We start from the raw sequence: 26,184 nt of genomic DNA, 5'->3' as shown, positions 1-26,184 counted from the left end.
CCATGATTGTGGTTGAAAAACTGACGAAGCAGTTCAAGGGTCAGACCGTCCTCAATGGCATCGACCTGACGGTGGCGGAAGGCGAGGTGGTCGCCATCATCGGCCCCAGCGGCTCGGGCAAGACCACCTTTTTGCGCTGCCTGAATTTCCTCGAAGAACCTACCAGCGGCCGGATCAAGGTCGGCAACATCGAGATCGATGGCAGCCGCCCGCTGACCCAGCAGCAGGGCCTGGTGCGGCAACTGCGCCAGCAGGTGGGTTTCGTGTTCCAGAACTTCAACCTGTTCCCCCATCGCACCGCGCTGGAAAACGTCATCGAAGGCCCGCTGGTGGTGAAGAAGACGCCCCGCGAGCAGGCGCTGGCCCTGGGTCGCGGGCTGTTGGCCAAGGTCGGCCTGGCGGGCAAGGAAGACGCCTATCCGCGGCGCCTCTCCGGCGGCCAGCAACAGCGCGTGGCGATTGCCCGGGCGCTGGCGATGGAGCCGGAGGTGATCCTGTTCGACGAACCGACCTCGGCCCTCGACCCGGAGCTGGTGGGCGAAGTGCTGGCGACCATCCGCGGCCTGGCCGAAGAAAAGCGCACCATGGTCATCGTCACCCACGAAATGGGCTTCGCCCGCGACGTGGCCAACCGGGTGATCTTCTTCGACAAGGGGGTGATCGTCGAACAGGGCGAAGCCAAGGCGCTGTTCGCCAACCCCAGGGAAGAACGCACCCGGCAATTCCTCAGCAAGTTCCTCACCTCGGGCCATCCCCAGGCCTGAGCGGCGCCCTCGCTGCCGAGCCCAGGATGGGCTGTGCAGCGAACGCAAACCCGCCATCCCATTCCGCCAGACACATCGCATACGCCGGTTTACGACGGCTGCGTCGCCGCGCGCAGGCTGCGCCAGCGGCTACAGGCCTCAGATCTATCTCCCATTCCCCTTCGCCTTTTCCTACCTGCCGTATACGTAAACCCCTTCTATACATATTCCTAAAAGTTAGTTTATTTAATTTTTATACGCGCATAGGGTATATGCACCGGACCACCGGACATTCTTGAACCCGATTTCGCCGCCACGGCGCGGCACTTCCAAAGATGTGAGGTAGGTATGGTCCGGAACACAATCACCCCAGTGCAGATCGCCAGGGCATTGCGTGCAGCCAAGGAGTGGCACTGATGTCCAATCTGGCCGATGCAAATGTCCAGAGCGATCTGGATGTCGCCCCCCTGTTGTTGCCCGCACGGGTTCTGCTGAACGACGCAGAAGCCCTTCAAGCCGCCCATGAACTGGCCACCGTCGCCCGCCAGCAGGCGGCCCGGCGCGACCAGCAGCGCAAGCTGCCGTGGGCGGAAATCGAACACTTCACTCGCAGTGGCCTGGGCAGTATTGCCATCCCCCATGAGTACGGCGGCCCGCAGGTGTCTTTCGTGACCCTGGCCGAAGTCTTCGCGATCATTTCCGCGGCCGACCCGGCCCTGGGACAGATCCCGCAGAACCAGTTCGGCATTCTCAACCTGATCCTCGGCAGCGCCACCGAACGGCAGAAAAAGCAGCTGTTCCAGAGCGTGCTGGAAGGCTGGCGCATCGGAAACGCCGGCCCGGAACGCGGGACCAAAAACACCCTGGAACTCAAGGCGCGGATCACCGCCGACGGCGACGGTTACCTGCTCAATGGCCAGAAGTTCTATTCCACCGGCGCCCTGTTCGCCCACTGGGTGGCGGTCAAGGCGCTGAACGACGACGGCAAGCAAGTATTGGCCTTCGTCCGGCGCGGCACCCCAGGGCTGCGCATCGTCGACGACTGGTCGGGCTTTGGCCAGCGCACCACTGCCAGCGGCACCATTTTGCTCAACAACGTGCGAGTCGATGCCGACCTGGTGGTGGACAACTGGCGAATCAACGAGTCGCCGAATATCCAGGGCGCGGTCTCGCAGCTGATCCAGGCGGCCATCGACGCCGGCATCGCCCGCGCCGCCATCGACGACGCCATCAGCTTCGTGCGTGAACGCTCGCGGCCGTGGGTCGACGCCAACGTCGAACGGGCCAGCGACGACCTGTATGTAATCGCCGACATCGGCAAGCTGAAAATCGAACTGCACGCCGCCGAGGCCCTGCTGCGCAAGGCCGGCCAGGTGCTGGACCAGGTCAATGCCGCGCCGATCAGCGCCGAATCCGCCGCCCGCGCCTCGATCGCCGTGGCCGAGGCCAAGGTGCTGACCACCGAGATCTCCCTGCTGGCCAGCGAGAAACTCTTCGAGCTGGCCGGCAGCCGCGCCACCCTCGCCGAGTTCAACCTCGACCGGCACTGGCGCAACGCCCGGGTCCACACCCTGCACGATCCGGTGCGCTGGAAATACCACGCCGTCGGCACCTATCACCTGAACGGCACCCTGCCAGCTCGCCATTCCTGGATTTAAGCGACCAGATCTCTGGAGAAGTACATGACTCTTTCTCAACACGTCGCGGTCATAACCAGCGATGAGCAAGCCCTGATCGTCGCCAGCGACCTGGCCGAGGATTTCAAGCGCGACAGCGCCCTGCGCGACCGCGAACGCCGCCTGCCCCACCCCGAACTCGAAGCCTTCTCCCGCTCCGGCCTGTGGGGCATCAGCGTGCCCAGGGAATACGGCGGCGCCGGTGTGTCCAACGTCACCCTGGCCAAGGTCATCGCCCTGATCGCCCAGGCCGACGGCTCCCTGGGGCAGATCCCGCAGAACCATTTCTACGCCCTCGAAGTGCTGCGGGTGAACGGCAGCGAGGCGCAGAAAAAACGCCTGTACGCCGAGGTCCTGGCCGGCCAGCGCTTTGGCAATGCCCTGGCCGAACTGGGCACCAAGACCGCCCACGACCGCACCACTCGCCTGACCCGGGATGCGCAGGACGGACGCGACGGCTATCGCATCAACGGTCGCAAGTTCTATTCCACCGGCGCCATCTACGCCCAGCGCATCCCCACGTCGGTGGTGGATGAACACGGCGTGCAGCAACTGGCCTTTGTCCCGGCGGGCAGCCAGGGCCTGAACGTGATCGACGACTGGAGCGGTTTCGGCCAGCGCACCACCGGCAGCGGCTCGGTGGTATTCGAGGACGTGTTCGTCGCCGCCGAGGACGTGATTCCCTTTCAGAGCGCCTTCGAGCGCCCGACCACCGTCGGCCCGCTGGCGCAGATTCTCCACGCCGCCATCGACACCGGTATCGCCCGCGCCGCCTATGAGGACGCCCTGCATTTCGTGCGCACCAAGACCCGGCCGTGGATCGATTCCGGCAGCGACAAGGCCAGCGAAGACCCGCTGACCCTCAAGAGCTTCGGCCACCTGAGCATTCGCCTGCACGCCACCGAGGCGTTGCTGGAGCGCTCCGGGGAGTTCCTCGACGCGGCCCAGGCCGAGCCCAACGCCGAGACGGTGGCCGCCGCTTCCATCGCGGTCGCCGAGGCTCGCGCCATCAGCACCGAAATCTCCCTGGCCGCCGGCAGCACCCTGTTCGAGCTGGCCGGCAGCCAGGCGACCCTGGCCGAACATGGCCTCGACCGTCACTGGCGCAACGCCCGGGTGCACACCCTGCACGACCCGGTGCGCTGGAAGTACCACGCGGTGGGCAACTACTACCTCAACCAGACGAACCCGCCATTGCGGGGGACTATCTGATGAGCGCTCTGGAGAAAGGCAAAAAAAAGATCCTGCTCAATGCCTTCAACATGAATTGCATCGGGCACATCAACCACGGCCTGTGGACCCACCCACGGGACACCTCGACCCAGTACAAGACTATCGAGTACTGGACCGAGCTGGCGCAGCTGCTGGAGCGCGGACTGTTCGACGGGCTGTTCATCGCCGACATCGTCGGGGTCTACGACGTCTACCAGAGCTCGGTGGACGTGACGCTCAAGGAGTCGATCCAGCTGCCGGTCAACGATCCGCTACTGCTGGTTTCGGCCATGGCCGCGGTGACCCGCAACCTCGGCTTCGGCCTCACCGCCAACCTCACCTACGAGCCGCCGTACCTGTTCGCCCGGCGCATGTCGACACTGGACCACCTGAGCCGTGGCCGGGTCGGCTGGAACATCGTCACCGGCTACCTCGACAGCGCCGCCAAGGCCATGGGCCTGAGCGAACAGGCCGAGCACGACCGGCGCTACGACCAGGCCGATGAATACCTGGAAGTGCTCTACAAGCTCTGGGAAGGCAGCTGGGAAAACGACGCGGTGATCAACGACCGCGAACAACGGATCTACGCCCGGCCGGAGAAGGTGCACAAGGTCGAGCACAAGGGCGAGTTCTATCAGGTCGAGGGCTATCACCTGTGCGAACCCTCGCCACAGCGCACGCCGGTGCTGTTCCAGGCCGGCAGTTCCGATCGCGGCCTGCTGTTCGCCGGGCGCCACGCCGAGTGCGTGTTCATCAGCGGGCAGAACAAGCCCACAACCCGCGCCCAGGTGGACAAGGTCCGCGCCAGCGCCGTGGCGGCCGGGCGCAATCCCGAAGACATCAAGGTGTTCATGGGGCTCAACGTGATAGTCGCTGCGACCGAGGAGCTGGCCTGGAAGAAGCACGCGGAGTACCGCAGCCATGCCAGCGCGGAGGCCGGGGTGGCGCATTTCTCGGCGTCCACCGCCATCGACTTTTCCCGGTACGAGATCGACGAACCGATCCAGTACGTGAAGAGCAACGCCATCCAGTCGGCCACCAAGAACCTGCAGAACAACGACTGGACCCGGCGCAAGCTGCTCGACCAGCACGCCCTGGGCGGGCGCTACATCACCGTGGTCGGCTCGCCGCAGCAGGTGGCCGACGACCTCGAATCCTGGATCGCCGAGACTGGCCTGGACGGCTTCAACCTGACCCGCATCGTCACCCCGGAAAGTTATGCCGACTTCATCGACCTGGTGATCCCCGAGCTGCAACGCCGCGGCTCGTACAAGACCGCCTACGACAACGGCACCCTGCGCGAAAAGCTGTTCCGGCAGGACGCGCAGTTACCCGAGCAACACAGCGGCGCCACCTATCGACACTAACCCTGTAGCCGCTGCCGCAGGCTGCGATCGACTGCGAAGCAGTCGTGCTCTTGAGGACGCAGGAAGGTCCTGCGACCAGCGTGGCCCGGACCATCGTAGCCTGCGGCAGCGGCTACAGGTCACCTGAATATCTAACGCACTGACTGGAACCAAAACTATGAAAACCAAGCACCTCAGCCACCCAGTCAAAGCACTGGCCCTCGCCCTCGGACTGTTCGCCAGCGCGGTATTCGCCGCCGACGCGCCGCTGAAAGTCGGCACCACCGCCGCCTTCGCCATCCCCCTGGAGGCCGCCGTCGAAGAGGCCGGCAAACAGGGCCTGAAAGTCGAACTGGTGGAGTTCAGCGACTGGATCGCGCCGAACGTCAGCCTGGCCGCCGGCGATATCGACGTGAACTACTTCCAGCACATCCCGTTCCTGGAAAACGCCAAGGCCGCCGCCGGTTTCGACCTGGTGCCGTTCGCCCCGGGGATCATCAACAACGTCGGCCTGTACTCGAAGCGATACAAAAGCTTCGACGATCTGCCCGAAGGCGCCACGGTGGCCATCGCCAACGACCCGATCAACAGCGGCCGCGGCTTGCAGCTGCTGGCCAAGGCCGGCCTGATCAGCCTCAAGCCGGGGGTCGGCTATAAGGCCACCGAGGACGACATAGTCGCCAATCCAAAGAAACTGAAGATCCTCCAGGTCGAGGCCGTGCAACTGGTACGCGCCTATGACGACGCCGACCTGGTGCAGGGCTACCCGGCCTATATCCGCCTGGCCAAGACCTTCGACTCCGGTTCGGCGCTGCTGTTCGACGGCCTCGACCACAAGGAATACGTGATCCAGTTCGTGATCCAGCCCAAGAGCAAGACCGACCCGCGGCTGATCAAGTTCGTCGATATCTACCAGCATTCGCCGGCGGTGCGCGCCGCCCTGGACAAAGCCCACGGCAAGCTCTACCAAGCCGGCTGGGAAGGTTGAGATGAGCGTCGCCTACCTTGCGCACAAGTCGCCGAATCAGCCGCCCGAACAGCGGCAGGACGCGCAGCAGACCGAGCTGCATCCAGAACTGAACCGGGCCCACGTGCGCTTCATCGGCCTGACCAAGACCTACCAGGGCCAGCAAGGCCCGGTGCAGGCCCTGCACGGGATCGACCTGGCGATCCAGCGCGGCGAGGTGTTCGGCATCATCGGCCGCAGCGGCGCCGGCAAGTCGTCGCTGATCCGCACCATCAACCGCCTGGAACAGCCTTCGGGCGGCCGGGTGCTGATCGATCAGGTGGACATCGGCGACTTCGACGAAGACCGCCTGGTGGAGCTGCGCCGGCGCATCGGCATGATCTTCCAGCACTTCAACCTGATGTCGGCCAAGACCGTGTGGCAGAACGTCGAGCTGCCGCTGAAGGTGGCCGGCGTGCCCAAGGAACAGCGCGAGCGCAAGGTCCGCGAACTGCTGGAGCTGGTGGGCCTGAAAGACAAGCACAAGGCCTACCCGGCGCAGCTCTCGGGCGGGCAGAAACAGCGGGTGGGCATCGCCCGGGCTCTGGTCCACGACCCGGCGATCCTGCTGTGCGACGAGGCCACCTCGGCGCTGGACCCGGAGACCACCCAGTCGATCCTCGGCCTGCTCAAACAGATCAACCAGCGCCTGGGCCTGACCATCGTCCTGATCACCCACGAGATGGCGGTGATCCGCGATATCTGCGACCGGGTGGTGGTGTTGGAGCATGGGCATATCGTCGAGCAGGGGCCGGTCTGGGAAGTGTTCGGCAACCCGCAGCACGAGGTCAGCAAGACCCTGCTGGCGCCCTTGCAGCACGGCTTGCCGGAAGAGTTGCAAAACCGCCTGCAAGCCCAACCGAAGTCTTCCGACGCGGCGGTGGTGTTACGCGTGCAGTTCACCGGCAGGACCAGCGACGAGCCGGACCTGGCCGCGCTGTTCAGCACCCTGGGCGGGCGCGTGCGGCTGCTGCACGGCGGCGTGGAACGGATCCAGGGGCATGCCCTGGGGCAATTGCTGCTGGCGGTCAGCGGCTCGTCCCTGGGCGCCGAGGAGCAACGTTTACGCGCGCAGCACTTTTTGCAAAAGCAATGGACACAACAGGTAGAGGTGCTGGGTTATGTGGTTTGATCGCTTGCTCCAGGGCGTTATCGATACCTTCCTGATGGTCGGCGTGTCGTCGCTGATCGCTCTGCTGGCGGGCATTCCGCTGGCGGTGATCCTGGTCACCAGCGGCAAGGGCGGGATCTATGAAGCGCCCAGGCTGAACAGCGTGCTGGGGGCTTTCGTCAACCTGTTCCGCTCGATCCCGTTCCTGATCCTGATGGTGGCGCTGATCCCCTTCACCCGGCTGATCGTCGGCACTACCTACGGCGTCTGGGCCGCCGTGGTGCCACTGACCATCGCCGCCACGCCGTTCTTCGCGCGGATCGCCGAGGTCAGCCTGCGCGAGGTCGACCACGGCCTGATCGAAGCCGCCCAGGCCATGGGCTGCCGGCGCTGGCACATTGTCTGGCACGTGCTGTTGCCGGAGGCGCTGCCGGGCATCGTCGGCGGCTTCACCATCACCCTGGTGACCATGATCAACTCCTCGGCCATGGCCGGGGCTATCGGCGCCGGTGGCCTGGGGGACATCGCCTATCGCTACGGTTACCAGCGTTTCGACAGCCAGATCATGCTCACGGTAATTGTGCTGCTGGTGATCCTCGTCGCAGCGATCCAGCTCGGCGGCGACCGCCTGGCGTGGGTGCTCAACAAGCGTTGAGAAACGCCACCTTCGTTGTGACGAATAACCTGTAGCCGCTGCCGAAGGCTGCGATCGGTTTGGGCGGCATTCCGTGCGAAGCGGCCGTGCTCTTGAGAGCGCCGAAGGCCCTTCGGGCCTTATCGCAGCCTTCGGCAGCGGCTACAGAGGGCCGGGGGGACGGGCATGGAGTATATTCGGCACATCACTCCAGCCAACGCAGCCCGCCATGAAACTCGCTCCCGACGACCTCGACCAGATCACCTCCACCACCCTGGGTCACTACAACCAGGTGGCCGAAGATTTCCGCGAAGGCACCCGCGACCACGATGTCAGCCAGAACATCGACGCGCTGCTTCGACATATCCAGGGCACGGCGCCCTTCACCCTGCTGGACTTCGGCTGCGGCCCCGGGCGCGATTTGCAGGCCTTTACCCGCCTGGGTCATATCGCGGTCGGCCTCGATGGCTCCGAGCGTTTTGCCCAGATGGCCCGTGACGACAGCGGCTGCGAGGTCTGGCAGCAGGATTTCCTCAAGCTCGACCTGCCCGCCGAGCGCTTCGACGGCATCTTCGCCAACGCCGTGCTGTTTCATATCCCCTCGCAGGAGTTGCCGCGGGTGCTGCGCCAACTGCACGCCACGCTGAAACCCGGCGGCGTGCTGTTCAGCTCCAACCCGCGCGGCGACAACCGCGAAGGCTGGAACGGCGCGCGTTATGGCGCCTACCACGACCTGGCGGCCTGGCAGCAATTGCTCACCGCGGCGGGGTTTGTCGAGCTGGAGCATTACTACCGGCCCGCCGGCCTGCCGCGGGAGCAGCAGCCGTGGCTGGCGAGTGTGTGGCGCAAGGTTTGAGCGGTTTGCCAGATAGGCCGTAGCGCCTGGTTCGCGGGCAAGCCTCGCTCCTACGTAGGAGCGAGGCTTGCCCGCGATGGCGTCCTCTCGAACGAGCACAATCTCAAGCCGTGGTTTTCTTCGGCTCCTTGATCTTGTACCAGGCCACATACAGCGCCGGCAGGAACAGCAGCGTCAGCAGGGTGGCGACGATGATGCCGCCGATCATGGCGTAGGCCATCGGCCCCCAGAACACCTCCCGGGCGATGGGGATCATGCCCAGGCTGGCCGCCGCGGCAGTCAGCAGGATCGGCCGGCGCCGGTGCTCGGTGGCTTGCACCACCGCGTCCCAGGATGAATGACCGGCGCGCTCGAATTCGTCGATCTGGGTCACCAGGATCACCGAGTTGCGGATGATGATGCCGATCAGCGCGAGAATCCCGAGGATCGCCACAAAGCCCATGGGCGTGCCCGACGGCACCAGCGCCAGGACCACGCCGATCAGCCCCAGGGGCGCGACGCTGGCCACCAGGAACAGCTTCTGCACGCTGTGCAGCTGGATCATCAGGAAGGTCGCCATGAGGAACAGCATCAACGGCACCACCTTGGCGATCGGCCCCTGGGCCTTGCCGCTCTCCTCCACCGTGCCGCCGGTGGCCACCGAATACCCCACCGGCAGGCCGGCGGCGAATTTGTCGATATCCGGCTTGAGCAACCTGACCAGGTCGGTCGGCTGGATTTCGTCACGCACCGATGCCTTGATGGTGATGGTCGGCTTGCGGTCACGGCGCCAGACCAGCGGCTGCTCCAGTTCGTAACGCACGGTGGCGAAGGCCAGCAGCGGAATCGAGGTGCCGTTGGGGTTGACGATCTGCAGGTTCTGCAGGGTTTCCGGGGAACCGCGCTCGCTGTCGGCGGCCCGGCCGACCACGTTGATCAGGTAGATGTCGTCATGCACCTGGGTCACGGTGGAGCCGCTGACGATGCTGTTCATCAACTGCGCCACGTCCTCCGAAGACAGCCCCAACTGACGGGCCTTGTCCTGGGCGATGTCGATGCGCAGCACTTTGCCCGGCTCGTTCCAGTCGTAGATGATCTCGCCGATGTGCGCGTTCTTGTCCAGTTCGGTGGCCAGCTCGATGGCGTGCTTGCGCACCTGGTCGATGTCCTTGCCGCTGACCCGGTACTGGATCGGCCGCCCCACCGGCGGGCCCATTTCCAGGGCCTGGACGTAGCTGCCGATGCCGACGAAGTCGTCGCGCAGGCGTTTTTTCAGGCGTTCGGTCAGCGCCGTGCGCGACTCCAGGCCCTTGCTGACGATCACCAGCTGCGCGTAGTAGGGGTTTTGCAGTTGCTGGTCCAGCGGCAGGTAGAAACGGATCGCGCCTTCGCCGATGTAAGTGCTCCAGCGCACGATGTCCGGGTCGTCCTTGAGGGTCGCCTCCAGGCGATCCACCGCCATGCGGGTCTCGGCGATCGAGGCGTTCTGCGGCAGGTTGAGGTCGACGAGAATCTCCGGCCGGTCCGAGGACGGGAAGAACTGGTTCTGCACGAAGCGCATGCCGACCACCGACAGCACGAACGCCAGGACGGTGATACCGATGGCCCACCAGCGGTTGCGCATGGCCCACAGCAGGCCGCCATTGAAGGCGCGGCCGATGCGGCCCGGCTCCTCGGAATGGGGCTTCACATGGGTGCTGAGAATATGCACGCCGATCACCGGGGCGAACAGCACGGCGACTATCCACGACACCAGCATGGCCACGGCGATCACCGCGAACAGGGTGAAGGTGTACTCGCCGGCGGAACTGGCGTTGAGGCCGATGGGCACGAAGCCGGCGACCGTCACCAGGGTCCCGGTGAGCATCGGGAAGGCCGTGGAGGTGTAGGCGAAGGTCGCCGCCTGCTCCTTGCTCTCGCCCATCTCCAGGCGCGTGACCATCATCTCCACGGTGATCATCGCGTCGTCCACCAACAGGCCTAGAGCGATGATCAACGCCCCGAGGGAAATCCGCTGCATGGTGATGCCGCTGTATTCCATGAAGACGAAGACCATCGCCAGCACCAGCGGAATCGAGCACGCCACCACCAGCCCGGCGCGCACGCCCAGGCTGACGAAACTCACCACCAGCACGATCACCACCGCCTCGAACAGCGCGCTGGTAAAGCCGCCGACGGCTTTTTCCACCACCTCGGCCTGGTCCGACACCGTGTGTACACCTACGCCCACCGGCAGCTCGGCGGTGAGCTGGTCCATCTTGAGGTGCAGGGCCTTGCCGAAGTCCTGGATGTTGCCGCCCTTCTTCATGGCGATCGCCAGGCCGATGGCCGGCTGGCCGTTGAAGCGGAACTGCGGCGTCGAAGGGTCGACGTAGCCGCGGCTGATCTCGGCGATATCTGCCAGGCGATAGAAGCGCTCGTTGAGCCGCAGGTTGACCGTGGCCAGGTCTTTCTCGGAAGCGAACTGCCCCGAGGTGCGCACGGAAATCCGCTCCGGCCCGGCCTCGATCACCCCGGCCGGGGTCACCGCATTCTGCGATTGCAGGCTCTGCAGGACCTGGCGCTGGTCGATGCCCAGCGCCGCCAGCTTGCGTGTGGAGAAGTTCAGGTAGATGACTTCGTCCTGCTCGCCGACCATCTCCACCTTGCCCAGGTTCGGCACCTCGCGGATCTCGGCGCGCACCTGCTCCACGTAGTCGCGCAGCTGACGCATGCTCAGGCCGTCGGCGGTAAAGGCGTAGACCGAACCGAACACATCACCGAATTCGTCGTTGAACCCCGGCCCTTGCAGGCCCTGGGGGAAGTCGCCGCGAATGTCGTTGATCTTCTTGCGCACCTGGTACCAGATTTCTGGAATGTCCTTGGCACTGGTGGTGTCACGCAGGTTGACGAACACCGTCGATTCGCCGGGGCGGGTGTAGCTTTTCACGTAGTCGAGGGAGTCCAGCTCTTCGAGTTTTTTCTCGATGCGGTCGGTGACCTGCTTGAGGGTTTCCTCCTGGGTCGCGCCCGGCCAGCGGGTCTGGATGACCATGGTCTTGATGGTGAAGGACGGGTCTTCCTCGCGCCCCAGGTTCATGTAGGAGAACACGCCCATCAGCAGGGCGACGAACATCAGGTACCAGATGAAGGACTGATGCTTGATGGCCCACTCGGATAAATTGAAGCTCCCTTTTGTGGCCGGCGTCATCGTGGGCTGTCCTCGTCGATTTTGACTTTCTGCCCCGGTTTGAGGCTATTCACACCGGCGCTCACCACCCGCTCGCCGATTTTGATCCCGCTGCCGATCAATGCCGAATCATGGTCGCGGCTGAGCACCGTGACCTCGCGCGGCGCCACGGTCTGCGTCTGCGGGTCGACGATCCAGACCCGGGTCTGGCCGTCCACTTCCTGCAGGGCCGACAGCGGCACCTCGGTGCGCGGGACGATGGCGGAGCTGAGGGTCACGCTGATGGCCGTGCCGAGGCGGAATGCTTCGGGGGTTTCGGTCAGGGTCAGGCGCGAGCGCCGGGTACGGGTGGCGCTCTGCGCCTGGGGTTCGATTTCACGCACGATGGCGCTGGTGTTGATGCTCGGGTCCAGCTGCAAGGCGACCTTGAACACCACGTCGGCCGGCAACTGGTCCACCAGCGTCGCCGGCAGGTCGATCACCGCTTCCTTGATGTCCGGGCGGGCCAGGGTCACCACCTGCTGGCCGGCGCTGACCACCTGGCCGGCCTCGGCATTCCAGGCGGTGACCACGCCGCCGTGATCGGTGCGCAGCTCGCTGTAGGCGAGTTGGTCGCGGGCCTGGCTGACCGCGGCCCTGGCCTGGTCCAACGAAGCGCGGGTGGTCTTCAGGTCGGTCTGGGCGATATCCAGCTGCGCCTGGGCGCCGACGCCACGGTCGAACAATTGCTGCTGGCGCCGGGCGTTGGCCTGGGCATTGATCCATTGCGCCTCGATCCGGGCCAGGTCGCCCTGGGCCGAACGCAACTGGTTCTGCTGGTCGGTGGGGTCGAGGGTGGCAAGCAAGGCGCCCTTGCCCACCTCGGCGCCGACGTCGACATTGCGATTGGCGATACGCCCCGGCACCCGGAAACCGAGGTTGGTTTCATAGCGGGCCTGGATGCTCCCGGCGAACCGCCCGAGGCTTTCCTCGGACTCGGCGCGCACCTCGAACGACAGCACCGGGCGCACCGGCTCGGGCGCCGGTTCTTCCTTGGAGCAGGCGCCCAGCGTCAGGCCGGCGCACAACAGCAGGGACAGGCGCTTCATGGCTGGGCTCCTTGGGCGCCGGTCTCGGAAACGACCTCGACAAGCATCCCCGGATGCAGCAACTGGCCGCCGGCGATCACCACTTTTTCGCCGCCCTTGAGGCCGTCGCTGATGATCACCTTGCCGGTCTGGTAACGCCCCACCGTGACGGTGTGCAGGGTGGTCTTGCCGTCCTCGCCCACCAGCCATACGGCCGGCTCGTTGAGGTTCTTGGTCAGCGCCGCCCAGGGCAGTTCGACACTGGCCTGACCGGCCGCGTGGGCGCTGGCGCTGACCACCGAGCCCAGGTCCATGCCCGCCGGCAGGCCGTCGAGGGCCACCTTGACCTGCACCGTGCCGCTCTGCGCCGACACTACCGGGGTGACTTCACGCACCTTGCCGGTGGTCTTGATGTTCGGGTTGTCCAGCAGGCTGACGGTGATCGTGCCTTCCTTCGGCGGAGCCACCAGCAGCGACTCGTAGACGTTGAACACGGCGTCGCGCTCGCCGTCGCGGGCCAGGCTGTAGATCGGCACCGTGGCCTGCACCACCTGGCCGACTTCGGCCTGGCGCGCGGTGATCACCCCCGGAGCATCTGCGATCAACGCGGTGTAGCTCAGTTGCTCGCGGGCGTTGGCCAATTGCGCCTGGGCCGCGCTCAGGGCGCTCTGGCTACTGCGCAGCGCCGCCTGGGCGGCATCGTATTCGCTCTGGCTGGTGTAGCCCTTGGGCAGGAGTTTCTGCTGGCGGACGAAGGCCGCGCTGGTCTGCTTGACCCGCGCCTGTTCGGCGAACACCGAGGCGGCGGCGGAATCGACATTGGTCTGCAGGTCTTTCGGGTCGAGCCGGGCCAGGACCTGCTTGGCCGTGACCCGGTCGCCGACGTCGACCAGGCGCTGGATGATCTTGCCGCCGACGCGGAACGACAACTCGGTCTGCACCCGCGCCTGCACATCGCCGGTAAGGGTCACCTGCGCGGCGAAATCGCGGGTCTGCACTGGCTGCACGCGCACCCGCGGCCGCTCCTTTTCGCTCGGCTTTTCCGCGCCACAACCGCTCAGTAGAGCAGCCAGCATCAAACCCACTATCCACTTCGATTCGAGACCAGCCATGCAGGCTCCTTGGCGCGACGCCATCGTACAGGTGACGATACGACTGTGAGCTTAGAACAGGGTTCCACTGCTGCACGCGGGGGGATCACAAACCCTGTAGCCGCTGCCGCAGGCTGCGATCGAGCGCAACGCGGGCGCTGCTTTGGCGAACGCAGGAAGCCCTGGGGAGCTGTCGCGGCGGCTACACAATCGGCACCAATCAGGCACACTGCGCCTCCATGCACAAGGAGCCCCGGCATGCTCAAGACCCTGGCAGTGGCTAATTACCGCTCGATCAACAAACTGGTGATTCCGCTGCAGCGGCTGAACCTGATCACCGGCCCCAACGGCAGCGGCAAGTCCAACCTGTACAAGGCCCTGCGCCTGCTGGCGGAAACCGCCCAGGGCGGGGTGGTCAACGCGCTGGCCAGCGAAGGCGGCCTGGAGTCGACCTTCTGGGCCGGGCCGGAACAGATCAGCCGGCGCATGAGCCGTGGCGAGGTGGCGATCCAGGGCGGACCACGCAAAACCGTCAAGCGCCTGCAACTGGGCTTTGCCGGCGAGGACTTCGGTTACTCGATCGGCCTGGGGCTGCCGGACTCCAGCGGCCATTTCATGCTGCCCGGGCACAGCACACCGATTCCCTCGCGCTTCACCCTCGACCCGCGGATCAAGCGCGAGAGTATCTGGAGCGGGCCGGTGTATCGCCCGGCCAGCGTGCTGGTGGATCGCCAGGGGCCGATGGTGCGGGCACGCCAGGGGCGGCAGTGGGAAGTCCTGGCGCAGCACACCTCCAGCGGCGACAGCCTGTTCGACCAGGTCGGCAACCTGCGTTCATCGCCCGAGGTCTTGCATTTGCGCGAGCAGATTCGCGGCTGGCGTTTTTACGATCACTTCCGTACCGACAGCCAGGCCCCCGCGCGCCGGCCACAGCTGGGCACGCGCACGCCGGTGCTGCACCACGACGGCCGCGACTTGGCGGCGGCGTTGCAGACCATCATCGAAGTGGGCGATCAGCAGGCGCTGCGCGAGACCATCAGCGACGCTTTCCCGGGTTCGCGGCTGGAGATCGATGCCGTGCCCGGCGGGCTGTTCGGCGTGCAGTTCTATCAGGACGGTCTGCTGCGGCCGCTGTCGGCGGCGGAGCTGTCGGACGGCACCCTGCGCTACCTGCTGCTGGTCGCCGCCCTGCTGACGCCACGACCACCGACGCTGATGGTGCTCAACGAACCGGAAACCAGCCTGCACCCGGACCTGCTGCCGGCCTTGGCGCGCCTGATCATTCGCGCCTCGCAGCAGTGCCAGGTGTGGGTGGTGTCCCATGCCAGCCGGTTGATCGCAGCGTTGCAGCAACACCCGGAGTGCAACTGCATCGTGCTGGAGAAAAATTTCGGCCAGACCGAAATCGTCGGCCAGGGGATGCTCGATGAACCGGCGTGGTATTGGCCGGATTGAGCGGCCCCAAAAGCATCGCGGGCAAGAGCTAAGCACCCCCCTGCTCCTACGGGGTGCAATGCTTGCCGGCCTGGTCGCATGCAATCCCTGTAGCCGCTGCCGCAGGCTGCGATAGGTCCGAAGGACCTCGGCGACCTTGAAACCGCTGCGACCGTTCTCCGAACGCGGCCCGGGTCGATCGCAGCCTGCGGCAGCGGCTACAGGGGCTCAGGCACAGACTGTCACCCCTGCCACTTGCCGCCTTCGACAATCACGCTTTCAGGCTTGGTGTCGTCGCTCAGTTCCTTGCGCACGTACTGGTCGTAGAGCTTGAGCAGGTACTTGTCCTCGCCCAGCTTGGCCAGCTCGGCGTTGACCCAGTCACGCAGTTCGATATTGCCCTTCTTCACCGCCGGCGCGATTGGCGCCTGCTCCCCCAGGGTCTGCGGCAGTACGCGGTAACCCGGGTTCTGCTTGGACCAGCTGAACAGGATCAGGTTGTCCTGGGCATAGGCATCGCCGCGGCCGTTGGCCAGGGCTTGCAGGGACTCGGAGTTCTTCTCGAACTTCAGCAGTTTCCAGTCCGGGTGGTTCCTGGTCAGCCAGATATCGGCGGTGGTGCCGGTGGTGACGATGGTGGTGCGGCTCGCCAGGTCATCCAGGCTCTTCACTTCGCTGCCATCCGGCACCAGGGCCTGCACCGCGACCTTGAGGTTGGGGTTGGTGAACTCCACCGCTTCCTTGCGCTCCGGGGTGACGGTCATGTTGGCCAGGATCAGGTCGACCTTGTCGCTCTGCAGGAACGGAATGCGGCTGGCCGGCTCCACCGCGACGAACTCCACCTTGTTCTCGTCGCCCAGCAGGTCCTTGGCGAATTGCCGCCCGATATCGGTATCGAAGCCCACGTAGCGGCCGGTCTCGTCGACGAAACCGAACGGCGGCTTGTCGGTGAACACACCGACGATCAGCTTGTCGCGGGCCTTGATCTTGTCCAGGTAGCCGGCCACCGGGGCAGCGCTGGCGCTGGCCGCGGGCTTGGGCGCTTCGGCGGATTTATCGCAGCCGGCCAGCAGGGCGAGGCCGAACAGCGGGAGTAGCAGTAGCGAAGACTTGGCAGTTTTCATAAGAGCTCCAGTTCCTTTGCAGGGATCTTTTTTGGCAGTGTTTCAACGAAGGAGAATTTCTCCAGGAACTGCTGCGCTCGTGCGGTCCGCGGGTTCGTAAAGAAGATCTCGGGAGGGTGCTGTTCGAGGATGCGCCCGGCATCCATGAACACGATGCGGTCGGCCACCGCGCGGGCGAAGGCCATTTCGTGGGTGACGATCAACAGGGTCATGCCGTCCCGGGCCAGGCCCTGGATCACTTGCAGCACCTCCTTGACCATCTCCGGGTCCAGCGCCGCGGTGACCTCGTCGAACAGCATCACCTGCGGGTTCATGCACAGCGAACGAACGATGGCGATGCGTTGCTGCTGGCCGCCGGAGAGCTGGCGCGGGAAGGCATCGCGCTTGTCCAGGAGGCCCACCCGTTCCAGCAGCGCCTCGGCCTGGGCGCGGGCTTCGCGGCGGTCGCGTTTCTGCACCTTGAGCGGGCCGAGCAGGATGTTGTCGAGCACGCTCATGTGCGGGAACAGGTGGTAGCTCTGGAACACCATGCCGATGTCCTGGCGCACCTGGCGCCAGTCGGTGGCCGGGTCCAGCAGCTCTTGGCCGGCGAATCTCAGGTGGCCGCCGTGGGCTTTTTCCAGGCCGTTGAGGCAGCGCAGCAAGGTGGACTTGCCGCAGCCGCTGGGGCCGAGAATCACCACCACTTCGCCCTGGGCGACCTTGAGGTCGATGTCCTTGAGCACCTGCTGCTCGCCGAAAAACTTGTTGAAACCCTGGAACTCGATCAGTGCGCTCATGCTTGCGTCCAGCGCCGCTCCAGCACGCGCGAGGCGGCCGACAGCGGGTAGCAGATAAAGAAGAAAAACAGGAACAGGGCGCCGTAGATCAGCACCGATTCGTAGGTGCGCTCGATGATCTGCTGGCCGACCTTGATCACGTCCACCACGCCGATCAGCACCGCCAGCGAGCTGGTCTTGATGATCCGCGTGTAGACGTTGATGGTCGGCGGCGTCATGCGTTTCAGCGCCTGGGGCAGCAGCACGTAGCCGTACAGCTGCGGGTCGGACAGGCCGATCGACAGCCCCGCCTCGCGCTGGCCACGGGGCAGCGAATGCAGGGCGCCGCGCACCACCTCGCCGACTTCGCTGGCGCCCCACAGCGACAGCACCAGCACCGCGCAGGTGAAGCTCGGGATGCTGATGCCGAAGAAGATCGGGAAACCGAAGAACAGCAGGTACAGCCAGACCAGCACCGGGATCGCCCGGAACAGCTCCAGGTAGATGCGCAACACGGCGTTCAGCCATTTGCGGTCGAGGGTCCGCAGCACGCCATAGAGCACGCCGCCGACGGTGCTGAAGACGATGCTCAGCAAGGAGATCGATAACGTCTGCGCGGCGCCCTTGCCCAGTTGCGGCAAGGACACCCAGAGCAGTTCAAGACCCGAACTGGCCATGTTGCAGCCTCCTTTCCAGACGGCTGAGCAACAGCGACAGCGGCAAGAACAACAGCACGCAGATCAGCGTGAGCACGGCGAGCATTTCGTAGGTCTTGTAGTAGAGGGCGATGTAGCTCTTGGTGGTGTAGAGAATCTCCGGCACCGCCACCGCCGAGACCACGGTGGTTTCCTTGAGCAGGAAAATGAAATTGGCGAACAGCGACGGCAGGCTGAGGATCCCGGCCTGCGGCAGGATCACGTAGCGCAGCAGCTGCCAGTGCGACAGGCCGATGGAGCGACCCGACTCCAGCTGGGCAGTCGGCACCGCTTCGACGCCGGCGCGCAGCACCTCGGTGAGGTAGGCGCCGCCGAGAAAGGTCATGGTGATGATCGCCGCGGCGAACCCGGAAATCTTCAGCCCCAATGCCGGCAGGGCGAAGTAGACGAAGAACAGCTGGATCAGCAGCGGGGTGTTGCGCGCCAGCTCCACGTACAGCCCGATCAGGCGCTGCAGGTAGGGGGTGCGGAACACCAGGATGGTGGCGTTGATCAGGGCCACCAGCAGGGAGGTGGCGATGGCGATCAGGCCGACCTGCAAGGTCACGCCCACGGCCTTGAGGAAGGCCGGCAGCGTACTGAGGATAAAAGCGTAGTCGAGGGTCATGGCAATCCTGGACGCCGCTGGGGTACAGCGGCGGTGGTGCAGTCCATTGGGCGGTGGGTAACCACCCGGCAGGCATCGACTTTAAAGCTATAAAAACAATAATTTAAATACCGTTAAAGCATATTGATATCACTCAAAAAACTAACCTGCGGGGTTTGCCATGCGCGCCTGAGCCGGCTACTTTTCTGACGCCGTAAGGGATCTTTCTGATTCCAAGGAACGGACAAGCGGCCCCCGACTTCAACGGGCCAGACACGTACATGGACGATAAGAACAATGACCGACCTCAATACCCCGCAACCTCTCGATCCGCAGGACATCGTCAAATGGCTGAAGGCGCTGCGCCGGGCCATGAAGCCTTCCTGAGCAAAATCCCTTCATCGTTGATTGCCCGCGATGGCGTCCTTGCCGATACACCGCGGCACCTGGATCGCGAGCACGCTTGACTCCTACAGAAGCAAGGTGAAGCCGTTCTTGCGGGCAATAAAAAACGCCGACGCTGTAGAAGCCATCGGCGTTTAAACCTTGAAGGGGTTTGTACGACTTAAGCGTAGCCCATCAGAAGGCAGGCAATACCGCGCCGCTGTATTTCTTCTCGATGAATTCTTTCACTTGCGGGCTGGTCAGGGCCTTGGCCAGTTTCTGGATGGCGGCGCTGTCCTTGTTGTCCGGGCGGGCCACCAGGAAGTTCACGTAAGGCGAATCGGCACCCTCGATCACCAGCGCGTCCTTGGCCGGGTTCAGGCCGGCTTCCAGGGCGTAGTTGGTGTTGATCATGTCCAGGTCGACCTGGTCCAGCACGCGCGGCAGCAGGGCCGACTCCAGTTCCTTGAACTTGAAGTTGTGCGGGTTCTTGGCGATGTCTTTCGGGGTCGCCAGGGCGTTTTTCGGGTCCTTGAGTTCGATCAGGCCGGCCTTCTGCAGCAGGATCAGGGCCCGGCCGCTGTTGCTGCCTTCGTTCGGAATGGCGATGGTCGCGCCATCTTTCAGCTCGGCCAGGGTTTTGACTTTCTTCGAGTAGCCGCCGAAAGGTTCGACGTGCACGCCAACCACGGTCACCAGGTTAGTGCCCTTGCCTTCGTTGAAGCTCTTCAGGTACGGCAGGGTCTGGAAGTAGTTGGCGTCCAGACGCTTCTGATCGACCTGCACGTTCGGCTGCACGTAATCGGTGAAAACCTTGATTTCCAGGTCCACGCCTTCCTTGGCCAGGGTCGGCTTGATCAGCTCGAGGATCTCGGCGTGCGGCACAGGGGTGGCCGCCACTACCAGTTTCTCGCCAGCCTGGGCCAGACCGGCAGTCAGGGCAGCCGCCAGTGCGGTGAACAACAGAACCTTTTTCATGCAGTGTCCTTATGAGTCGTCAGTGACGACGGCTTTTGTAATGAAGGTGCCAGCGAAGTGCTATCTCTGGCGTGGAGCGGACAATACCGGGATTTTTTATGCCTTAACAATATCTTTTATTCACGTTGATATTCCATTTTGTTCATACACAATCGGACCGCTCTAGCCCGCGTCCGGGGCGCTCCGCAAGCTCCTGTAGCCGCTGCCGCAGGCTGCGATCGAGCGCGCAGCGCTCGCCAGGTTTTCAGGCTGCCTTCAAAGGGATTGCGCAGTCGTATGGGCGGCCGCTGCGCAGCCGATCGCAGCCTGCGGCAGCGGCTACAGAAAGCAGCCCGCTGCACGAATCAGGAATGGGAGGGGGACTTCAGATCACACCATGTTGCTTGAGCAGGTGTTTCAGCGCCTGCAACTCGGCGGCGGAACCGTCCGCGATCAGGCCCTTCAACTGTTGATCCACCAGCTCCAGCCGCGACAGCTGCGGCGGCAGGTTCAGGTGCTCCGGCAGGATCTCCTCGCCACTGCTGACCAGCAGGGCAAAGTGAATCACGTTCTCCAGCTCGCGGGTGTTGCCCGGCCAGCTGTGCTGCTCCAGCACCTGCTGGGCGGCTTCGCTGATCAGCGGCACCGGCAGGTCGAGGCGCTGGCTGTAGATACCGAGGAAGTATTCGGCCAACGACAGGATGTCGCCGACCCTCTCGCGCAGCGCCGGCAGTTCCAGGTGGCCCTCGCCGAGGTAGTGATACAGCCGCTCATGGAACTTGCCCGCCGCCACCGCCTGGGCCAGGTCGATGCTGGTGGCCGCCACCAGGCGCACGTCCACCGGGCTCGGCTGATGGGCGCCGACCCGGGTCACCTCATGGTTTTCCAGGGCTGACAACAGCTTGATCTGGATCGGCAACGGCAAGTCGCCGATCTCGTCCAGGTACAGGGTGCCGCCGTTGGCCGAGCCGAACCAGCCGGCGCGGCTGCTGGCCGAACCGCTGAAGGTGCCGGCGGCGTAGCCGAACAGTTCGGCGTCGGCGTAGGTAGGGCTGATGGCCCCGCAGTTGACCGACACGAACAGGCCGCTGCGGTCGCTGGCGCGGTGGATGTGCCGGGCCAGCAGCTCCTTGCCGCTGCCGGTTTCACCGCGGATCAACACCGAGATCGCCCGCGGTGCCAGCTGTTCCAGCTCCTGGCGCAACTGCCGCGAACGGGGATCGACGAACACCAGCGCCTTGGCGCGGATGCTCAGCGGGCTTTTTTCAGCATCGGGAAAGGTCAGCAACGGCTGGCCGAAAGACTCATGCAGACTCATGGCAGACTCCCGCCCAAATCCGCTGGCAGGCGGGGGCGTTTAACAAAAAGAAAAAATCAGGCGCGACGCAGGGAATGCTGTTCCATGCGGTTTTGCAGGCGATAGAGATACGCGAAACCCTGCTCCCAGCGCTGGTGCCCGGACTTGACGTTGATATGCCCGGCACCGGACAGGATCCCCGCCTCGGCGCCCCAGTTGCGAGCCAGCTCCAAGGCACGCGGCGCACTGATGGCGCTGTCGTTGTCGGAGCTGACTATCTGGCTCGGGAACGGCAACAGGTCGCTGGGGATGGGCGCGAAATTGCGCAGCGCCGGCGCGCAGGCCGGACGCTCGACATCCGCCGGCGCCACCAGCAACGCACCGCGCACCTGGCGCAAGGCGCTGGCCGGCGCATGGGCGGCCCAGTGCGCGACAGTGATGCAGCCCAGGCTGTGGGCGATCAGGATCACCGGGGTGCTGTCGGCGGCAATCGCCTCGGCCAGCGCCGCGACCCAGTCTTCGCGCCGCGGCGTCAGCCAGTCGGCCTGCTCCACCCGTGCACTGTTCGGCAGGCTGTTCTGCCAGTGGCTTTGCCAATGATCTTCTGGCGATCCTTGCCAGCCCGGCACAATCAGGTAGCGAATTGATTCGTTGCGCATGGGGAGCTCTCCTGCGTGTCTGTTCCCGATCGAGTATAGGGACGAGAGTTATATTCGTTAAGGAATAAGAAGCTATTTATTAAGATTCATAAAGAATATCAAACACCACCTGTACCTATCCTGTACGAACGCTGGCGTTCAGGCCGGCAAACCGCAGTGCCTGCATCGCGAGCAATCGAGCGTCGACCGGCTGCTCCTACAAAAGCCGGCGGGCGCCACGAACCTGTAGGCGCGAGCTTGCTCGCGATGGCGTCGGTCCAGGCCAGCGCCCCGAGCCAAATCGCAGGCAAAAAAAAGGCCGCACCCTGCCAAGGAGACGGCCTGAAAAGTCGTGGCTTACAACACTGGGTCAGCGGGCGGTGATCACCGAAAGCTTGGTGATACCGGCACGCTCGATGGAGGCCATGGCACGGGCCACTTCGCCGTAGTTGACGCCGTCGTCCGCCTGCAGCTGCACGCGCACTTGCGGGTCCTTGGCCTTGGCCGCCTGAAGATTGGTTTCCAAAAGGTCCGGCTGGATCTCGTCCTTGTTGATAAAAAGTTTGCCGGCGCCGTCGATGCTCACCACCAGCGGGTCCTTCTGCTCCACCGGGGCCACGGCCTCGGTCTTGGGCAGGTTGATCGGAATCGCGTTGGTCAACAGTGGCGCGGTGACGATGAACACCACCAGCAGTACCAGCATCACGTCCACCAGCGGCGTGACGTTGATCTCGCTCAGTACCTCATCGCTGTCCTGGGTCGAGAAGGCCATGTCAGGACGCCTCCTTCACTTTCTGCGCGCTGCCCTGAGCCGCGGCCTTGTGCGCGGTCGGGTGGATCAGCACGCGGAACGAACTCTTCTGCGCCAGGCTGTAGAAGTCATGGGCGAAGTCGTCGAGGTCGGCGGCGGTCAGCTTCAGGCGCCGCAGGAAGTAGTTGTAAACCAGCACCGCCGGCACCGCGACGGCGATCCCCACGCCGGTGGCGACCAGCGCCGCGCCGATCGGCCCGGCCACGGTTTCCAGGCTCGCCGAGCCCGCCGCGCTGATGCCTTTCAGGGCTTCCATGATCCCCCACACGGTGCCGAACAGACCGATGAAGGGCGAGGTGCTGCCGATACTGGCGACCACCGCCAGGCCGGTTTCCAGGGAACGCCGCTCACGGACGATCTGCTGGCGCAGGGCGCGCTCCAGGCGGTCCTGATGATTGATGGCCTGGCTCAGGTCCGCCGCGTGCGCTGTGTCGCCGACCTGGATCGCCGCGTAGCCGGCCTGGGCCACACGAGCGGCGGCGCCAGGCTGGGTTTCGCTGAGCTCGGCCGCCGAGTCGAGGCTGGAGGCGGCCCAGAACTGTTTGTGGAACTTGCGATCCTGGGCCTTGAGGCGGGCGAACTGCGCGCCCTTGAGCAGGGCCAGGCCCCAGGTGGCCACGGAAAAGACCACCAGCAGCCAGATCACCGCGCTTTCGATGGATTCGAGTGGAGATGCCAATAACGTCATGTTCTTTTCCCTCTGTATGACCTTGTAGGAGCGAGCGTGCTCGCGATAGCGACCGACCAGGCACAGCACCTGGCGCAGGCTCAATGAATCTTGAAATCGATGGGTACGCTGACCCAGCCGTCCTGGGCGACATCACCCTGCTTGGCCGGCACGAAGCTCCAGCGCTTGACGGCCGATAACGCCGCGTCGTCGAGCTGCTGGCGACCGCTGCTTTTCTGGATCTGGATCTCGCCGGGCTTGCCGCTGGCCAGTACGTGCACCCGCAGCAGCACCGTGCCTTCCCAACCGCGACGCTGGGCCAGCGACGGATATTCCGGCGCCGGGTTCTTCAAGTACGCGGCATTCGCCGAAGCCGGGGTCACGGGCGCCGGGGCCGGTGGCGCGGGCGGAGCCGGAGCGGCGACAGGCGCGGCCGGTTGTGGCGGCGCGGGCTGTTGCTGGACCGGCTTGGGCTCAGGCTTGGGGACCGGTTTCGGCTTGGGCTGCGGCTTGGGCTTGGGAATCGGCTTGGGCGGTGGTGGCTTGACCGCCAGTTCGTCCTCCACCGGCGGTGGCGGCTCCACCACCGGCTGTACCGGCTGCGGTGGCGGCGGTTCGACCACCGGCGGCGCCGGCCGGGAAAACTCGATGGTCATCGGCGGAATTTCCGGCGGCACGATCGGCAATACCGGCGTCGGCTGCTGGTTGATCCAATAGATCACCACACCGTGCAACAGCAGGGCGATCACCCCGAGCGCAATCGCCTCGCGCCGCCGCAGCCCGGCCTTGGGAGCCTTCTGCAAACGCAATTGGCCCAACGGCAAGCGATGCGGCCGGCCGAGATCGACCAGATCGCCGCTCGGTGCCTGACGCCACAGCACCTCATGTGCACTGGCGGCGGTCTGGACATTGCCCATTGATTAACTCCCTACAGTCTTTTGCGAATAACCCGACCCACACCTGCGAACTCCCCTGGAGCAGCGTCGAGGGCTGAATGATTGGCGCCAGACACTTATCTCCGAAAGTAATCTTTGAAGTTATGGATAGATCAAAAACGCATATTTAAACCCGTCATCTCGCGCCAGGCCGCGCGGATCAAGGGCTGCGGGAAAGGAGTCAAAAAGCCATGCTTTGCGAGCATTGAAAATATTCGCCAAAGGCATCGCATCGCCGCGGCAAAACCGCAGCGAAGCGACAGCAGTGGCGAAATAAAGGAGTCCGACCGAGCGTCGATCAAAGGAACCATGGCGCACCCGATAAAGCGGATCTCAAGCGCCCCTGAACAGGGTGTTCAGACGTTCAGTACCTGGCTCTCGCACAGCTCCAGCAACTGGCTTTCCAGGGCCTTGCCGGCCCGGCTCAAGCCGCTGCTGCCGTACAATGCCAGGCGCACGCCCTGGATGTCCGGCAAGCCGCTGGCGGCGCCGAGCACGCGATGCCCGGCGCCCACCACTCGCACCGGCAACAGGCTGATGCCCAGGCCCGCCGCCACCGCCGAGCAGACGCTGGCCAGGCTGGCGCTGGAGTAACCGATGCGCCAGCGCCAGCCACCAACCTCGAGGTGGTGCAACATTTCATGGCGATACAAACCGCCCACCGGGAACGCCACCAACGGCAACGGATCGCGGCCAAAGGCCGGGGTGGCGCGGCTGTCGACCCAGCACAGGGGTTCCGGCCACGACGCCAGACAGTCGTCGCTGGCGCCCATCTGCTTGACCAGCAACAGGTCGAATTCGCCGCGTCGATAGAGCCGGGTCAATTCCGGGCCCAGCCCGCTGGTGACCTCCAGGCGCACGCCAGGATGGTCCTGGCCGAAGCGCGACAACAACGGCATCAGTCGCTCGGCGGCGAAGTCTTCCGGCACCCCGAGGCGCAACACGCCTTCGCTCTGTTGATGCAGCAACACATCGCTGGCCTCTTCGTTGAGGGCCAGGATCCGTCGCGCGTACCCCAGCAGACGCTCGCCCTCGGCGGTGGCCACCACCCGGCGCTGGTCGCGGTCGAGCAACTGGCAGTCCAGGCTCTCCTCCAGCCGCCGCACCTGCTGGCTGACGGTGGACTGGGTGAGGTGCAGGCGTTCGGCGGCGCGGGTGAAGTTGGCACAGTCGACGACGGCGACAAAACTGCGCAGCAGCACAGGATCGAACATGGCGACACCATTCTGAATGCCACTGATTGGCATGGTTATATTTAATTTCAGAATACATCAGGGTCTGAGCATACTCAGCGCTCATTTACCGCACAGGGAGCCTGATGCCATGCGTTACCTGTCTTGCAAACACGCGGTCCTGGCAATCTGTCTGTTCGTGGTGGGGGGGGTGATGGCAAAGGATAACCAACTGCTCGAAGCGGTCCGCGACGGGCAGTTGCCCAAGGTCCAGGCGCTGCTTCGCCAAGGCGTGGACGTCAACGTGCGCGGCCTGGACGGCAGCAGCCCGTTGCTGCTGGCCACCGCCGCCAACCAGGTCGAGATCGCCCGGGCGCTGATCGAGGCCGGCGCCGACGTCAACCAGAAGAACCTGATCCACGACAGCCCTTACCTGCTGGCCGGCGCCAGCGGGCGCAATGCGATCCTGCAGCTGACCCTGGCCCACGGCGCCGACCTGAAAAGCACCAACCGCTACGGCGGCACCGCACTGATCCCGGCTTGCGAGCGTGGACATGTCGACACCGTGCGCCTGCTGATCGAGGCCGGTGTCGACCTCGATCATGTCAATCGCCTGGGCTGGACCTGCCTGATGGAAGCCATTGTGCTGGCCGACGGCGGCCCGGCGCACCAGCAGATAGTCACTCAGTTGATCGCCGCCGGCGCCAACCTGAACCTGCCGGACAACGATGGCCTGAGCCCCCTGCAACAGGCGGAAAAACGCGGCCAGAGCGCCATCGCCAAACTGCTGCAGGACGCCGGCGCGTCCTGATGTG

General features: G+C 64.6%; 24 protein-coding genes. 10 read left to right on the top strand and 14 right to left on the bottom strand.

Annotated features, from left to right (window positions below):
• Positions 1-2: 2 nt before the first annotated feature.
• The 8 genes from tcyN to C4K27_RS01290 all read left to right on the top strand — a co-directional run bounded on the left by tcyN (position 3) and on the right by C4K27_RS01290 (position 8,584).
• On the top strand, positions 3-764 hold the full coding sequence (gene tcyN, locus C4K27_RS01325; RefSeq protein ID WP_007925310.1) for an L-cystine ABC transporter ATP-binding protein TcyN: 762 nt from the start codon (positions 3-5) through the stop codon (positions 762-764).
• Positions 765-1,159: 395 nt separating this feature from the next.
• The gene (locus C4K27_RS01320) at positions 1,160-2,401 is read left to right on the top strand and encodes an SfnB family sulfur acquisition oxidoreductase (protein ID WP_053259251.1); all 1,242 of its coding nucleotides are present in this window, start codon (positions 1,160-1,162) and stop codon (positions 2,399-2,401) included.
• A 24-nt stretch (positions 2,402-2,425) separates the two neighbouring features.
• Entirely contained in the window at positions 2,426-3,631 is a 1,206-nt protein-coding gene (locus C4K27_RS01315) for an SfnB family sulfur acquisition oxidoreductase (RefSeq protein ID WP_053259250.1), read from the top strand.
• Positions 3,631-4,998 carry an LLM class flavin-dependent oxidoreductase gene (locus tag C4K27_RS01310; RefSeq protein ID WP_053259249.1) on the top strand — a complete coding sequence of 456 codons (1,368 nt, stop codon included), beginning with the start codon at positions 3,631-3,633 and terminating at the stop codon, positions 4,996-4,998. The genes C4K27_RS01315 and C4K27_RS01310 overlap by 1 nt, the downstream gene beginning before the upstream one ends.
• A 157-nt stretch (positions 4,999-5,155) precedes the next feature.
• Positions 5,156-5,965 (top strand): MetQ/NlpA family ABC transporter substrate-binding protein, encoded by an 810-nt coding sequence (locus tag C4K27_RS01305; protein ID WP_053259248.1) that lies wholly within the window; start codon positions 5,156-5,158, stop codon positions 5,963-5,965.
• A gap of 1 nt (position 5,966) precedes the next feature.
• On the top strand, positions 5,967-7,115 hold the full coding sequence (locus C4K27_RS01300) for a methionine ABC transporter ATP-binding protein (protein ID WP_053259247.1): 1,149 nt from the start codon (positions 5,967-5,969) through the stop codon (positions 7,113-7,115).
• Complete coding sequence (locus C4K27_RS01295; RefSeq protein ID WP_053259246.1) at positions 7,105-7,749, top strand: methionine ABC transporter permease; 645 nt, start codon at positions 7,105-7,107, stop codon at positions 7,747-7,749. The genes C4K27_RS01300 and C4K27_RS01295 overlap by 11 nt, the downstream gene beginning before the upstream one ends.
• A gap of 208 nt (positions 7,750-7,957) precedes the next feature.
• On the top strand, positions 7,958-8,584 hold the full coding sequence (locus C4K27_RS01290; protein WP_053259245.1) for a class I SAM-dependent methyltransferase: 627 nt from the start codon (positions 7,958-7,960) through the stop codon (positions 8,582-8,584).
• A gap of 103 nt (positions 8,585-8,687) precedes the next feature.
• On the opposite strand, the gene C4K27_RS01285 is transcribed toward C4K27_RS01290, so the two are convergent.
• The 3 genes from C4K27_RS01285 to C4K27_RS01275 are packed head-to-tail and all read right to left on the bottom strand — an operon-like array spanning position 8,688 to position 13,911.
• Positions 8,688-11,753, bottom strand: a complete 3,066-nt coding sequence (locus tag C4K27_RS01285) for an efflux RND transporter permease subunit (RefSeq protein WP_053259244.1) — start codon at positions 11,751-11,753, stop codon at positions 8,688-8,690.
• Positions 11,750-12,820, bottom strand: coding sequence for an efflux RND transporter periplasmic adaptor subunit (locus C4K27_RS01280; protein WP_053259243.1), 1,071 nt, complete (start codon positions 12,818-12,820; stop codon positions 11,750-11,752). Before C4K27_RS01280 ends, C4K27_RS01285 begins: the two co-directional genes overlap by 4 nt.
• Positions 12,817-13,911 carry an efflux RND transporter periplasmic adaptor subunit gene (locus C4K27_RS01275; protein ID WP_053259242.1) on the bottom strand — a complete coding sequence of 365 codons (1,095 nt, stop codon included), beginning with the start codon at positions 13,909-13,911 and terminating at the stop codon, positions 12,817-12,819. The genes C4K27_RS01280 and C4K27_RS01275 overlap by 4 nt, the downstream gene beginning before the upstream one ends.
• 237 nt (positions 13,912-14,148) lie before the next feature.
• Here C4K27_RS01275 and C4K27_RS01270 point away from each other — a divergent pair, with 237 nt between their 5' ends.
• Positions 14,149-15,345, top strand: coding sequence for an AAA family ATPase (locus C4K27_RS01270; protein WP_053259241.1), 1,197 nt, complete (start codon positions 14,149-14,151; stop codon positions 15,343-15,345).
• Positions 15,346-15,566: 221 nt separating this feature from the next.
• Here the strand turns inward: C4K27_RS01270 and C4K27_RS01265 are convergent, their stop codons facing one another.
• From C4K27_RS01265 to C4K27_RS01215, 11 genes are all read right to left on the bottom strand, one after another.
• Positions 15,567-16,448, bottom strand: a complete 882-nt coding sequence (locus C4K27_RS01265) for a transporter substrate-binding domain-containing protein (RefSeq protein ID WP_053259240.1) — start codon at positions 16,446-16,448, stop codon at positions 15,567-15,569.
• Positions 16,445-17,227: an amino acid ABC transporter ATP-binding protein gene (locus tag C4K27_RS01260; protein ID WP_053259239.1), complete on the bottom strand. Its 783-nt coding sequence runs from the start codon at positions 17,225-17,227 to the stop codon at positions 16,445-16,447. The genes C4K27_RS01265 and C4K27_RS01260 overlap by 4 nt, the downstream gene beginning before the upstream one ends.
• Positions 17,224-17,883 carry an amino acid ABC transporter permease gene (locus C4K27_RS01255; RefSeq protein WP_053259238.1) on the bottom strand — a complete coding sequence of 220 codons (660 nt, stop codon included), beginning with the start codon at positions 17,881-17,883 and terminating at the stop codon, positions 17,224-17,226. The genes C4K27_RS01260 and C4K27_RS01255 overlap by 4 nt, the downstream gene beginning before the upstream one ends.
• A complete protein-coding gene (locus C4K27_RS01250; RefSeq protein ID WP_007925334.1) occupies positions 17,864-18,529 on the bottom strand; it encodes an amino acid ABC transporter permease in 666 nt (221 codons plus the stop codon). Before C4K27_RS01250 ends, C4K27_RS01255 begins: the two co-directional genes overlap by 20 nt.
• 558 nt (positions 18,530-19,087) lie before the next feature.
• Entirely contained in the window at positions 19,088-19,870 is a 783-nt protein-coding gene (locus tag C4K27_RS01245; RefSeq protein WP_053259237.1) for a MetQ/NlpA family ABC transporter substrate-binding protein, read from the bottom strand.
• Positions 19,871-20,234: 364 nt separating this feature from the next.
• Positions 20,235-21,167, bottom strand: a complete 933-nt coding sequence (locus C4K27_RS01240) for a sigma 54-interacting transcriptional regulator (RefSeq protein WP_009041661.1) — start codon at positions 21,165-21,167, stop codon at positions 20,235-20,237.
• Between the two features lie 56 nt (positions 21,168-21,223).
• The gene (locus C4K27_RS01235; RefSeq protein WP_009041660.1) at positions 21,224-21,805 is read right to left on the bottom strand and encodes an alpha/beta hydrolase; all 582 of its coding nucleotides are present in this window, start codon (positions 21,803-21,805) and stop codon (positions 21,224-21,226) included.
• Positions 21,806-22,154: 349 nt separating this feature from the next.
• The gene (locus C4K27_RS01230; protein ID WP_011058607.1) at positions 22,155-22,556 is read right to left on the bottom strand and encodes an ExbD/TolR family protein; all 402 of its coding nucleotides are present in this window, start codon (positions 22,554-22,556) and stop codon (positions 22,155-22,157) included.
• A 1-nt stretch (position 22,557) separates the two neighbouring features.
• The gene (locus C4K27_RS01225; RefSeq protein WP_037034110.1) at positions 22,558-23,283 is read right to left on the bottom strand and encodes a MotA/TolQ/ExbB proton channel family protein; all 726 of its coding nucleotides are present in this window, start codon (positions 23,281-23,283) and stop codon (positions 22,558-22,560) included.
• 80 nt (positions 23,284-23,363) lie between these two features.
• Positions 23,364-24,179, bottom strand: coding sequence for an energy transducer TonB (locus C4K27_RS01220; RefSeq protein ID WP_053259236.1), 816 nt, complete (start codon positions 24,177-24,179; stop codon positions 23,364-23,366).
• A 374-nt stretch (positions 24,180-24,553) separates the two neighbouring features.
• Positions 24,554-25,411 carry a LysR family transcriptional regulator gene (locus tag C4K27_RS01215; protein WP_053259235.1) on the bottom strand — a complete coding sequence of 286 codons (858 nt, stop codon included), beginning with the start codon at positions 25,409-25,411 and terminating at the stop codon, positions 24,554-24,556.
• A 109-nt stretch (positions 25,412-25,520) separates the two neighbouring features.
• Here C4K27_RS01215 and C4K27_RS01210 point away from each other — a divergent pair, with 109 nt between their 5' ends.
• Entirely contained in the window at positions 25,521-26,180 is a 660-nt protein-coding gene (locus C4K27_RS01210) for an ankyrin repeat domain-containing protein (protein ID WP_053259234.1), read from the top strand.
• Positions 26,181-26,184 lie beyond the last annotated feature (4 nt).

Origin of the sequence: Pseudomonas chlororaphis subsp. chlororaphis (assembly GCF_003945765.1) — a bacterium.
In the GTDB taxonomy this organism is placed as follows: domain Bacteria; phylum Pseudomonadota; class Gammaproteobacteria; order Pseudomonadales; family Pseudomonadaceae; genus Aquipseudomonas; species Aquipseudomonas chlororaphis.
Note: the sequence above shows the minus strand (reverse complement) of the source record. Positions and strands in the feature narration are given on the sequence as shown.